The organism is Pseudomonas sp. (assembly GCF_035554175.1).
GTDB lineage: Bacteria > Pseudomonadota > Gammaproteobacteria > Pseudomonadales > Pseudomonadaceae > Aquipseudomonas.
On sequence record NZ_DATMIV010000053.1, the window covers coordinates 73,590 to 85,648 of the forward strand.

At 60.9% G+C, this 12,059-nt stretch carries 8 protein-coding genes and 1 pseudogene; 4 read left to right on the forward strand and 5 right to left on the reverse strand.

Features of this window, described 5'->3' with window-relative positions; translation table 11 throughout:
* Positions 1–156 precede the first annotated feature (156 nt).
* Entirely contained in the window at positions 157–2,988 is a 2,832-nt protein-coding gene (locus VNV36_RS23965; protein WP_325721244.1) for an RHS repeat domain-containing protein, read from the reverse strand.
* A 165-nt stretch (positions 2,989–3,153) separates the two neighbouring features.
* Between VNV36_RS23965 and VNV36_RS23970 the strand changes: the two genes are divergently transcribed.
* Together VNV36_RS23970 and VNV36_RS23975 are read left to right on the forward strand one after the other, a co-directional pair.
* On the forward strand, positions 3,154–3,618 hold the full coding sequence (locus VNV36_RS23970; protein ID WP_325721246.1) for a multidrug transporter: 465 nt from the start codon (positions 3,154–3,156) through the stop codon (positions 3,616–3,618).
* A 37-nt stretch (positions 3,619–3,655) separates the two neighbouring features.
* A complete protein-coding gene (locus VNV36_RS23975; protein ID WP_325721247.1) occupies positions 3,656–4,480 on the forward strand; it encodes an SDR family oxidoreductase in 825 nt (274 codons plus the stop codon).
* Between the two features lie 107 nt (positions 4,481–4,587).
* Here VNV36_RS23975 and VNV36_RS23980 read toward each other — a convergent pair whose 3' ends face one another.
* The 4 genes from VNV36_RS23980 to VNV36_RS23995 all read right to left on the reverse strand — a co-directional run bounded on the left by VNV36_RS23980 (position 4,588) and on the right by VNV36_RS23995 (position 9,485).
* Positions 4,588–5,454: an efflux RND transporter periplasmic adaptor subunit gene (locus tag VNV36_RS23980; protein ID WP_325721249.1), complete on the reverse strand. Its 867-nt coding sequence runs from the start codon at positions 5,452–5,454 to the stop codon at positions 4,588–4,590.
* Positions 5,455–5,464: 10 nt separating this feature from the next.
* Positions 5,465–5,665, reverse strand: a complete 201-nt coding sequence (locus VNV36_RS23985; protein ID WP_039759248.1) for a DUF1656 domain-containing protein — start codon at positions 5,663–5,665, stop codon at positions 5,465–5,467.
* Positions 5,655–7,847 (reverse strand): FUSC family protein, encoded by a 2,193-nt coding sequence (locus VNV36_RS23990; RefSeq protein WP_325721254.1) that lies wholly within the window; start codon positions 7,845–7,847, stop codon positions 5,655–5,657. The genes VNV36_RS23985 and VNV36_RS23990 overlap by 11 nt, the downstream gene beginning before the upstream one ends.
* A gap of 138 nt (positions 7,848–7,985) precedes the next feature.
* The gene (locus VNV36_RS23995; protein ID WP_325721255.1) at positions 7,986–9,485 is read right to left on the reverse strand and encodes an efflux transporter outer membrane subunit; all 1,500 of its coding nucleotides are present in this window, start codon (positions 9,483–9,485) and stop codon (positions 7,986–7,988) included.
* A 280-nt stretch (positions 9,486–9,765) separates the two neighbouring features.
* On the opposite strand from VNV36_RS23995, the gene VNV36_RS24000 reads away from it, so the two are divergent.
* Positions 9,766–10,734: a LysR family transcriptional regulator gene (locus tag VNV36_RS24000; RefSeq protein WP_325721256.1), complete on the forward strand. Its 969-nt coding sequence runs from the start codon at positions 9,766–9,768 to the stop codon at positions 10,732–10,734.
* Positions 10,735–11,123: 389 nt separating this feature from the next.
* A pseudogene (locus VNV36_RS24005) lies at positions 11,124–11,497 on the forward strand (DUF6124 family protein).
* The last annotated feature ends 562 nt before the right edge of the window (positions 11,498–12,059 follow it).

The window sequence follows — 12,059 nt, forward strand, 5'->3', positions numbered from 1 at the left end:
CCTCGTCCGGCCCGTTGCGTCCCCTATCCGCAGCGGGCCGGGCGGGGGCTTTTTTTCAACTGAACGAATGTTGTCAGGTCAGTATTGGCCGGAATGATTCCTCAGGCACCTCGCCACCCCCGTTGCGTACCCTGTCCGCAGCAATGCGGACAGTTATTAACCGTGTGGACGTGCGGAGACGGTAACCGCTCGCTTGCTCATCGTCCTTCGAACCTTCGGTTTCTCCATCACACTGGCAAAGGATTTCGATCCTCCGAACAGTTTTCGCTCTTTGGAATAAACCCCGATCGTTGCCGCCCCCTGATTGCTCTGATAGTGGATATCCCAAGTCTTGGTCTTGTGTTCGTACTTCATGAAAGCGAAACCGGTCAATTGATTTACAACCTTGCCACCTTCGTCATCGAAGCCGTAATCCACGAATTCCATGGCCACACTCATACCCATTCCATGTTCGGCTGACGGCAACCGATTGTATTGATCTGCCTCTTTATTACCCTCGACATGCCTGACCCTCAGAACGTTGTCATTCAGCTGATCGACGGTCAGCGAGCAACCACTGAACCCGGGCGTGAAAACGTATTCGGGCTCTGTACCCTTGGGATGCATCGGTATGTCGACATAACCACCCTGAGCCGCCCAGTAACCTGACACGGAGCTGGATTGGTCAGGTATTTCCCCGCCAGGAATATCGACAACCTTGATCGCATTGAACTCACCGCGTACAGAGCCGCTGTAACTCACTCGCAGCATGGAGAATATGAAGCTGCCGCCACCCTGCCTGTTCGCGAGTTGCGACGTGATCTCCCTGGAATACCCAGTCTTTTGAGGCATGAACAAGTCAGTATTGATCGTCTGTTGACTGAACTGGGGTACCGTCAACGCCGCGCGAATATCGGTTGCTTTAGCGGTGAACGGCACGCTGTTGTGCGGCTTCCCTGCATCAACAGGAACAGCACCCGGAATGTCCCGATCCGCGCCTACCGCGAGCACAGGCGTCCATAAACCGTTGGCCTGTTTCTTTCGGGTTTCAGCCCCGTCCGCATCCAGATAAGTCATCGGATTGTTGCGAACCATCCGGTACAGATTAAGACCGTCGATGGCACCCGCCGGATCCGGGTTAAGCCATCTCTGCAAGTCGGGCAGGTAACAGCGATAACCGTAGTAGTACAGCCCTGTCGCATCCCGTTCCTTGCCCGAATAACGAATGGTTTTGTAACTGACTTCAGTGTCCTTGCTCCACGCCGTTTCACCGAACGGGAGAAATGTTTCCTGACTGATGATCCGGGCATCCTCGCCCAGTTCCAGACTGGTCGATTCCAAATGATCGCAGAGGGTGTATCGGTACTGGTCATTGGAACCGCTGGGCGGTGCACTCTCCCAATGCAGCACGCGCACACTGTTGAGCCCGCCATCGGCGATGATCACTTGCAACTGTTCTGCGGTGCCGGTGTAGCTGCGCAGTTCCAGCCTTGGCAAATAGTGCACGTCGTTAACCAGGCCACGGCTGTTTGTCTGCATTGAGCAAGTCTTGCGCACACGCAGGCCGGCGCCGTCGTAACAGTACTGCTCAACGTCATTGCCCCCATCAACCCGCACCACGGGAGCCACCGACTGCAGTTGATTTCGCAGATTCCACATCAGTGCCCGTCCCCCCTTCAGCGCCCGCAAGTTGCCTCTGGGATCGAATGCCGCCGCGATTGCCTCTTCAGTGGGCGGTACGTCATCGAAGTAGGGCAGACAGCGATTGCTGAACCGAGCGGCTTTCAGCCTGCGGCCATTGCGCGCGCCCACATGGGTCAATTCAAGCAGATTGCCGGATTCGTCGTAGCGGTAGGTCTGGCTGTAGTTGGTCACCGCCGCCGGATCGACACGATCGATGGACGCTGGCCCTTGGCTCGCAGTGCCCGCCTCCCAGCCGGTTGCGCTCCTCAACTGATAACAGCTGTCGTAGGTGAAACGACTGATCGGATCGATGCGTTGATTGGCGAACCAGCGTACGGGTAATGCCTTGTCTTCGATACTCAGTACATTGCCCATCCGGTCGTAGTCATACAGCAGATGTTGCAAAACAGTACCCAGCCGATCCCGGGCATGCCGAGTGACCAGTCGACCGTCTTCGCGACAGTAGCTCAACGTTGTCAACACACCGTTGCCCGCCAGTTCCTGGGTGATCTGCCCTTCGGCGTTGTAGCGAATATCGCTGACTACGGGGTGGCACTCCGTCTGAAGCCTGATCCGCAGATCAACCCCGCGTAACCGGCCATCCAGGGTCAGTGCGAACGCCTGCTGATGGCCACCGGCGTCGAGCTGTTCGAGCACGGCTCCCAGCGGGGCATAGCGCCATTGCGTGGTTGCGCCAGCGCCCGGTTCGAGCAGTTTGTGCCGATCAACACGGGCTTTCGGCCAATCCGGGGCAACCGGCTCCAGCGTGAAGTGCCGGGTATTCTGGTTGCACTGCCCGGTGATTGCGAACTGCTCCAACAGGACGCTGCCGGCCGGATCGTCATGACGGATCAACTGGCCCAGCTGATTGCGCAGCGGGTCGCCTGCGTCGGGGCGGCCATAGGCAAAACGCTCGGCACACCGGCGAGGCACATCGCTGCCCTCTTCGAACACGGCGACCGGCCGCAGCAAGTCATCGTACTCAAGCTCGCGACATGTGCCCCGGTCATCCCAGTCGAACAGCCTCTCGCCAGCCAACCCCGGCAGCTGGACTTGAATTCCCGCATCGGTGCTGTCCGAGCGCAGCAGGATATCGTTCAGGGCATGGACACTCGTGAGACTGGCAGGCGTCTGCGGATCAGTCGCTTGCAGCGTCCAGAGTCGAGCATCCCAGTGTTTGACCGCACGCCCGTCAGCGTCGCGAAGAGTTCGCTCGATGCGCGGCTCAGCTGCCCGAGCATCAGCCCGCCAGTAATTGACTGTGCGAATGGCCAGGCCGCGCGGATCGTTCACCGCAAGCGTTGGCGTTTTGCAGTGGATGCTCATGGTCAGTCAACGTCCGTGTGTGTTTCTGTTCATCTGAGCAAGAGAAAGGCCGGATGGCCACTGTCAGAAATTACAGTCCCGACCAACGGTGTATCGGCGCCACGAATATCCATTGGGCGACGCCTTCGGTAGGATGGGGCACATTCACCCATGGAGCGTTCACGCATGTTCATTGGCGTTTTGCTGGTCATCACGTGGCTGATCCTGCTCGTGCGCTACCCGGCCAAGGCCCTGCCGGTGTCGGTGGCCGCTGCGATCGGCTTGGGATTTGTGGCGATGTGGGTGCTCTGGCTCGACAACCGCGAGATCAAGCAACTGGCGCGCTTGGAGTTGCGCATTGCCTACGCGCCCGAGCAATGCCCGGCCGACCGTCCGCTGCATTTGAAAATGAACAACGGCAACGCTGTGCCGCTGACCGAACTGCGTTGGCGCATTGCAGCCTATGCGCCGGGCGATACGGTCAACCTGGCCGACAATCAATACACCGCGCCACGCTATCGCGGCCCCGGCGAACTGCAGGCCGGCGCGACATGGGAAGACTGCTTGCCACTGCCACCGCTAAGGCCCGGCTATCGCCCGCAAACCCTGGAGTTTCGCGCCGAGCATTTGCAGGGTAGTTTCTCCGACTGATGCCCTCCCCTCTTTTTTCTTGCACAAGGAATGCGCCATGCCCGTTGCGTTGATTACCGGTTGTTCCAGCGGCATCGGCCGCGCCCTCGCCGATGCGTTCAAAGCGGCCGGCTACGAAGTATGGGCCAGCGCACGCAAGGTGGAAGATGTGGCCGCACTCAGTGCCGCCGGTTTCACCGCGATCGAGCTGGATGTCAACGATGTCAACGCGCTGCAGCAACTCGGCGAGCGCCTCAACCAGCAACACGCAGGCCTCGACGTGCTGATCAACAACGCCGGGTACGGTGCGATGGGACCGCTCCTGGACGGCGGCGTACCCGCCATGCAGCGCCAGTTTGAAACCAATGTGTTTTCGATAGTCGGCGTCACTCGCGCACTGTTCCCGGCGCTGCGCCGGGCCAAGGGACTGGTGGTCAACATCGGCAGTGTTTCAGGCGTACTGGTCACGCCATTCGCCGGTGCCTACTGCGCTTCGAAAGCGGCGGTGCATGCCGTGAGCGATGCTCTGCGCATGGAACTGGCACCGTTCGGCATCCGCGTAATGGAAGCCCAGCCCGGCGCCATCGAGTCGAGCTTCGCGAAGAACGCCGGGCATCAGGCCGAGCAGTTGATCAACGACCAGTCGCCGTGGTTTCCGTTGCGCGAAGGCATTCGTGCACGGGCCAGAGCGTCGCAGGACAAACCGACGCCGGCCCGCGAGTTTGCCGTCCAGTTGTTGAAGGCTGTGCAACAAAGCAAGCCGCCCCGGCTGATTCGCATTGGCAATGGCAGCCGGGCGTTGCCGTTGCTGGCTGCGTTGTTGCCGAAAGGGTTGCTGGAATCAACGTTGATGAAGCGCTTCGGCCTGCGCGCAAAACTGTAAGACCGAGTCGCGCCCTTCGCGAGCAGGCTCGCTCCCACACTGGTTCTGCGTCACACCGAAGATCCCTGTGGGAGCGAGCCTGCTCGCGAAGGGGACGACGCGGTCTGTCAGAGGTTCGCCGCGGTCGGGCTCACCACCACCGTGCAAGTAATCCCCGCCGCCAGCAACACCCCCTCCGGCACTTCATCAATATGAATGCGCACCGGCACCCGCTGGGCCAGGCGCACCCAGTTGAACGTCGGGTTGACATCGGCGATCAGCTCGCGGCTTTCCGGGTTGTCGCGGTCGTAGATGCCACGGGAAATACTTTCCACATGGCCCTTGAGCACTTCGCCGCTCATCAATTGCATATCAGCCGTGTCTCCAACGCGCACATGCGGCAGCTTGGTCTCTTCAAAGAAGCCATAGACCCAGAATGAGTTCATGTCGACCACGGCCATCTTCGCCTCCCCGATGCGCGCGTAGTCGCCGCGATGCACATTGAGGTTGGTCACGTAGCCGTCCACCGCTGCGCGCACTTCGGTGCGTTTGAGGTTGAGCTCGGCGGCTTCCAGTTGCGCCTGGGCTTGCTGGTAATCGGCCAGTGCCGCGTCGGCGATGTTGCTGGCGTCGTCGCGGTTCTCTTTGGAGATCACCAGGTTGTCGAGGTCGGCGCGGCGATGGGCATTGACCTTGCGCATTTCCCAGGTCGACCTGCGCGAAGCGACCAGCGACTGCGCCTGCTTGACCGCGATGCGGTAGTGCTCGGGGTCGATGCGCATCAGCAGATCGCCCTTCTTCACCAACTGATTGTCACGCACTGGCACCTCGACCACTTCGCCCGTGACGTCGGCGGCGACGTTGATGATGTCGGCACGCACGCGACCATCGCGAGTCCACGGCGTGTTCATGTAGTGCTCCCACAAAGTACGGCCGATCCACAATGCCAGGGCCAGCACCAGCAAGGTCGCGAGCAGGCTGAAAAACTTTTTCATCAGGATGTTCTCAACGGTAGACAGTCAGCGCCATGGCGCCGAACAGACAGGTAAACAGGCTCAGACGCAGCAGCGCCGGATGCCAGAAAAAGCGGTACAAATCAAAGCCCGAGAGGAAGCGATCCAGCGCCCAGGCCAACCCCGCAGCAATGAAGAACATCAGGGTCATGGTCGGCATGTACACGCCGTGGAAGGCGATTTCACGAGGCATGGGCAAGTCCTTCGGGCCTGGCTGGAGCGAATTGGGCGAGTGGTGATTGCGGGTCGAGCAGCGAGGTGCGGATGAAGTGCAGATAGCTTTTCACCCGCCGCAACGCGGAGGTGTCGAAATGCGGCGCAAACGGTTCATCGGTGGCGGCGACGCGGCTGATGGCGTGATCGACCGCGACCAGTGCGCGCTCCAGATTGCTCGCGTTGGGCTGCAGAAACAGTCGCACCAGCGCCCGGCCCATCACACGGATTGCCTGGCGCCACGGCTGCGATTCGGCATACGCCGGATGCACCGGCAGGATCGCCTGTTCCTTGCGCAACTCGATGATCGCGTGGCCGACTTCGAGCACCACGAACATCCAGCGCAGCAGATTCTTCTGCACCTTCGGCTGCCCTGTGGCGAGACCGTACGCTTGATGCAGCAGATCGCGGGTGCGGCTTTCGAAACTCGAGGCCAGACCTTTGAGCCTGGCACTGATTGCGTAGACCACTTGCCCGCGCAGGTCCTGCTCCAGACGCTGCCATAACCAGCGACTGTTCGGCGGCAGAATAATCGCCCCCGCGGCAGCACACACGAGCATGCCCATGACCATGGCGATGTAGTCGTTGATGAAGGCGTAGGGGTTATAGATCGTCAGGTTGTCCGGCACTGAACCGGTGCTGAAAAAAATCAGCAGGCCCAATCCGACACCGGCGAATTGCGGTCGAGAGGCAAGGAACGAACCGAGCACGATCACCGGTGCGAGCATCACGCACAACAACGGAAAACCGTCGATCCACGGGTAGATGAAAAACATCTCGACGAAGCCGATCAACGCGCCAAGAAAAGTCCCGCAGGCCATTTGAAAGGCCATGCGTTTCGGGTTCGGTGTGGCCGCGGAAAGGCCCACGGTGGCGGCGGCAATCAGGGTCATCGTCGCCCCGCTTGGCCATGCGGTGGCGACCCAATAGCTGCCCAGCACGATCAGAATGAACGAGGCTCGAATCCCCGAAGCGGCCGCCGCCCACCAGTTGGTTTGCGGGGTGAAGGGCTCGTCCCAGCGCTCGCGTTCGTGACGGTGATCGGTCAGCGAGGCGTGGGTCTGGGCATAACTGTGCAGGTCGTCGACGAAGCGATAGAGCAATTCGTACGCGGTGTGGAAATCCAGCTGTTCGACATCGCTCGGATCAGTTTCCTGGAAGATCCCGCGCAGGGTTCGAACACGTGCCGGTAAGCCTTCCTTGTAGGTCGAGAGCGCCGTGGCCAAACGGTCGGCATCGGGGCTGGTCAGGGCGCGGCCGCTGAAGCCGTCCAGCACTTCGGCGAGATCCTGCAGACCCGGTCTGATCGCTGCCACGACGTGTTCTTCGCCGTTGCCGCGCAGGCGCTCAAGCAACTGATGCAAGGCGTTGAAGCGCGTGGTGATGCCCATGAACTCGCTGTTCAAGCGGCTCAAGCGACCGTTGCGCCGACGCATGTGCGGGTCTTCGAACACGGTGACGCTGCGCAGCCCTTCCAGGCCCACCGCTTCAGCGATGAAGCGCACGTTGCTGGCTTCGAACGCCTCGGTTTTGCTGCGTCCGCGCAAGCCATCAGTCACGAACAAGGCAAATACGCCGAAGCGCTGATACAAGGCGTTGCGCATCGCCGCGCTGGCGGTCTGCGGCAGGATCGCGGCGCTGATCAGCGTCGAGCAGAGAATTCCCAGCGAGATCTCCAGCACCCGCCACACCGCCGCCATGAAAGCACCGTCCGGGTGCGCCAGTGCCGGTAAACCCACCATCGCTGCGGTGTAACCGGCGAGGACGAAACCGTAGGCGCGAAAGTTGCGGCTACGCGCGGCACCGGCCGAGCAGAGACCCACCCAGATCGCCAGCGAGCCGAGAAACAGCTCGGTGTTCTGCGCGAACAAGGCGATCAGCGTGACCATCATCGCCGACCCGGCCAGGGTGCCGAGCAAGCGATAGAAACTCTTGGCAAACACCTGGCCGCTCTGCGGCTGCATGACGATGAACACGGTGATCATCGCGGTTCGCGGCTGCGGCAACTCCAGACGCATCGCCAGCCACAGCGTGAGGAACGCAGCGAGCAACACCTTGAAGATATACACCCAGGTCACGCCGTCACTGCGTGCCCAGTCGAAGAAGCCGCGACGCCATTCCAGGGAGTGGAGCCAGCGCAGTGGGGCGGGCAAGGAGGTCATGAATTCTGCTCAAAAGGTCGGGTCGGACAGCAATCCTGTGGGAGCGAGCTTGCTCGCGAATGCGGTGTGTCAGTCAACCTGTTCGCTGGCTGACACACCTTCTTCGCGAGCAAGCTCGCTCCCACATTGGTTATGGGTTCACTTCAACAGCGCCGGGGTTTTCGGGGCTTGGGTCTGCTCAGAAGTCGGCACGTCATTGCCGGCGCCGAGGCCGCCACCCAGCGCCGCCACCAGATCGGCATGCGCACTCAGCCGCGCCGCCTGGACCTGTTGCTGCACCTGCTGCTGCCTGAACAGCAAGGTCTGCGCATTCAGCACGTTGAGGTAATCGGTGAGTCCGCGTTGATAGGCGATCATCGCGATGTCGTAAGTCTTCTGTGCCGCCGCTACGGATTCGCTGGCGAACGCTTGTTGCTTGTCCATCGATTCGCGGCGGATCAACTGATCGGAAATGTTCTTCAGCGCATTGATCAGCGTCTGGTTGTAATGCGCCACGGCAATGTCATAACCGGCCGACGCTTCGCCCAATTCGCTACGCAGTCGGCCGCCGTCGAAGATCGGCAACGAGATCGCCGGGCCGACGTTGTAGTTGAGTTTCCTGCCGGTCAAAAACTCCAGCGCACCGCCGCCGGTGGCCATGTAGCCGAGGCTGCCGACCAGATCGACGTTGGGGTAGAAACCGCCGTGGGCCACATCGATTCCGCGTGCCTGCGCCGCCACTTGCCAGCGACTGGCGACCACGTCCGGACGCTGCCCGAGCAGATCGGCGGGCAAGGCCGAGGGCAACTTCAACGGCGCGTCGAGCGATAGTGTCGGGCGTTGCAACTGCGCACCAGCGCCCGGCCCTTTGCCGGCAAGCGCGGCGATCTGGTTGCGGCTCAGGGCGATTTCTTCGTCGAGCGCGTCGAGTTGCCTGTGGGTTTCCGGGAGGGGCGTTTGTGCCTGACTGACTTCAAAGTGCGTGCCGATGCCACCATTCAGGCGTTTCTGCGCCAGTTCGAGAATCTGCTCTTGCTGCCTGAGCGTTGCCGCGACGATGTCGCGCTGGGCGTAATGCAGCGACAGCTCGATGTAGGCACGGACGATATTGCTCTGCAACTCCAGCTGCGCCAGTCGCGCTTCGGCGACACTCACATGCGCCAGATCCACCGCGCGTTCACTGGCATTGCGCTCGCGGCCCCAGAGGTCCAGGGCGTAGCTGAAACCCAGCGCAGCGTTGTTGTCCCAAGTGGTGGTGTTGGCCAGATCGCCAGGGCCGTAGAACTGATCGGTCGGCCAGTTGTGGCGCTTGAGCGTCGACTCGCCATTGATCTGCAACGACTCGGCCGCTTCGGTGACACCGGCCATGGCTTTGGCCTGACGCACGCGTGCGGCGGCCATGGCCATGCTCGGGCTGCCTTGCACGGCGAGGTCGATCCAGCGATCGAGTTGGGTATCGCCAAATGCCTTCCACCATTGTGCAGAGGGCCAGTGGGCGTCTCTGGCGGCCTCGGCGATGGCGGCGTCGGTGGCCAGTGAATTGACCTGCAGCGCCTCGCCGTGAGGGGCAATGCCTTGGGTTGAGATGCAGCCGCCGAGAGCCAGGGTAAAAGCCAGAACACTGAGCGGCAAAAGCGCTCTGTTGATGCGACGCGGCACAGCTGCGAATTCCTGAGAAGAGGATAAGGCGGGTCGGGGTCCCTTTAGGAGCTGCCGAAGGCTGCGATCTTTTGATCTTGCTTCCCTTAAAACAAAATCAACAGATCGCAGCCTTCGGCAGCTCCTACAGGGACCGGCGCAATTCTATGGAGCTGCCTTTGCGACGATAAGCTGGGATTTCTGTGAATCTTTGTTACGGTTAACGAGATAATCCCTTGGTCGGGGGTCTCAGCCCTTGAAACTTCGTGTCACAATTTGCCATCTCCCTTGAGAGCACCCCATGGACACTTTGCAAAACATGCGCGCCTTCAGTTGTGTTGCCGAAGCAGGCAGCTTCACCGCCGCCGCCGTGCAACTCGACACCACCACGGCCAACGTCTCGCGCGCGGTCTCCAACCTGGAAGCCCACCTGCAAACCCGCCTGCTCAATCGCACGACCCGGCGTATCGCCCTGACCGAGGCCGGCAAACGCTATCTACTGCGCTGCGAGCAGATCCTCGCCTACGTTGAAGAAGCCGAAGCGGAAGCCAGCGACGCCCATGCGCGCCCGGCCGGGCAGCTGAAAGTGCACACCATGACCGGCATCGGTCAGCACTTCGTCATCGACGCCATCGCCCGCTACCGCAAGACTCACCCCGACGTGACCTTCGACCTGACCCTGGCCAACCGCGTGCCGGATCTGCTCGACGAGGGTTACGACGTGTCTATTGTGCTGGCCAGTGAACTGCCCGATTCCGGTTTCGTCTCGCAGCGCCTGGGGATCACCTACAGCATCGTCTGCGCCTCGCCGGCCTACGTGAAAGCCAACGGCGCCGCGCAGAAACCCAGCGACCTGCTCAACCACGCCTGCCTGCGCCTGGTCAGCCCGGTGATCCCGCTGGAGAAATGGACCTTCGACGGCCCGGACGGTCAGGAAATGGTCACCATCAACAGCTCACCTTTTCTGGTGAACTCCGCCGACGCCATGAAAACCGCGATCACCAGCGGCATGGGCGTCGGTGTCCTGCCGGTCTACGCCGCCATCGAAGGCCTGCGCAACGGCACCCTGGTGCGCGTGATGCCGAACTACCGCTCGCAGGAACTCAACCTGTACGCGATCTACCCGTCGCGGCAATACCTGGATGCGAAGATCAAAACCTGGGTGGAGTACTTGCGCGGATCGTTGCCGGAGATACTGGCAGCGCATCAGGCGGAATTGGTCGCGTATGAACTGACCGGGAGCCTGGCAGGCGTCCGCGTTGCGACCTGACTTTAAACACCGCTGACTTCGTGTAGGAGCTGACGAGTGCAACGAGGCTGCGATCTTTTGATCTTGCTGTTTAAAAATCAACGGATCGCAGCCTACGGCAGCTCCTACATGGACGCGTTTACAAGGAACTTTCCGACAGGTTTTGCAGGTTGTCCGTCGGAAGTGCGCTGGCTAGGATCTGGTGGTTGCTGACGAATCAGCGACCGGACTTGGTCGTCCGGGTTTAGAATGGCGCACATTTTCAAGCTTGCTTAATGGCGAGCTGTGCGTGGGAGGGCTTTGGCCCTGCCGGCTTTCCATTCCCTGGTCGACCAACCCGCGTACGGTTCGCCACCCGATTGCTTGGTCGCAGTCAGTGGCGAACTCCACTTCCAGAATGGAGTTTCACCATGTTCAAACCCACACCCAATCCCCCGAATCCGCAAGCACCTCACCCTACCAATCCCCCGATTCCAAAAAACTCCATGACGCCGCCGAGCGTGCGCTGAACCACTACCTCAAACCGCCCGCCACCGTGCAGCAAAGCCACAGACCCAGCACCATGTTCCAGGTCGCCCCCGACCAGGACAATGAAAGCCTGCTGGCTCACGCCTGCGAATCCCTCGCCTCGGCCAGCATCATGAGCAGCGACATCGCCGCCTGCGTCGACAGCCCCCAGCGGCACACGATATTGGCCATCCAGCAGGTGATCATGCTGGCGGAACTGGCGGTGAACCGGGTGCTGGATAATTACGAAATCCACCAATCCCCGACACACAGCTGACCCCGTGGGAGCGAGCCTGCTCGCGAAGGTTTCGGCACATTCAACATTCGAGGTGTCAGATAAACCGCTTTCGCGAGCAAGCTCGCTCCCACAGTTGGAATGCGTGCACCAGTGAGAAACAGGTCGGCTGTCAGGCCGCTTTCGCTGGCAAACCAGCCCCACAGAAAAGCAAAAGCAAGATCAAAAGATCGCAGCCTTCGGCAGCTCCTACCGTTGGATCGCGTGAATTCGATAGTAATTTGTTGACTAGCGGGCCGCCTTCGCGAGCAGGCTCGCACAGAAACGCAAAGCAGCGCAGCTGCCCGCGGCGAAGCCGCCCCACTCCACAATGAGCGCAAGCTCGAGTGCTTTTGATTTTGATCTTGATCCACCGGCGACGTCGGAAGGCTGAGCGGAGGGATTGATCCGGGCGTGGGAGCGTAGCGACCGTACGACGCAGTCGTACACAGCGAGTGTAGGTGCAGCGAAGCCAACCGGAGCCGCTGCGCCCGGATCGGTCCCGTAACGAAGGTACCCCGAGCCCCAGCGAGCGGGCCGTACGCCGGGGCAAAGCCTTTTTGGT

What these genes read in the sequence shown, in the direction of transcription:
- VNV36_RS23980 (WP_325721249.1), bottom strand. Translation starts at nt 5,454, where the DNA reads ATGAAAAAGTTTTTCAGCCTGCTCGCGACCTTGCTGGTGCTGGCCCTG.
- VNV36_RS23990 (WP_325721254.1), bottom strand. Translation starts at nt 7,847, where the DNA reads ATGACCTCCTTGCCCGCCCCACTGCGCTGGCTCCACTCCCTGGAATGG.
- VNV36_RS24000 (WP_325721256.1), top strand. Translation starts at nt 9,766, where the DNA reads ATGGACACTTTGCAAAACATGCGCGCCTTCAGTTGTGTTGCCGAAGCA.
- VNV36_RS23970 (WP_325721246.1), top strand. Translation starts at nt 3,154, where the DNA reads ATGTTCATTGGCGTTTTGCTGGTCATCACGTGGCTGATCCTGCTCGTG.
- VNV36_RS23965 (WP_325721244.1), bottom strand. Translation starts at nt 2,988, where the DNA reads ATGAGCATCCACTGCAAAACGCCAACGCTTGCGGTGAACGATCCGCGC.
- VNV36_RS23975 (WP_325721247.1), top strand. Translation starts at nt 3,656, where the DNA reads ATGCCCGTTGCGTTGATTACCGGTTGTTCCAGCGGCATCGGCCGCGCC.
- VNV36_RS23985 (WP_039759248.1), bottom strand. Translation starts at nt 5,665, where the DNA reads ATGCCTCGTGAAATCGCCTTCCACGGCGTGTACATGCCGACCATGACC.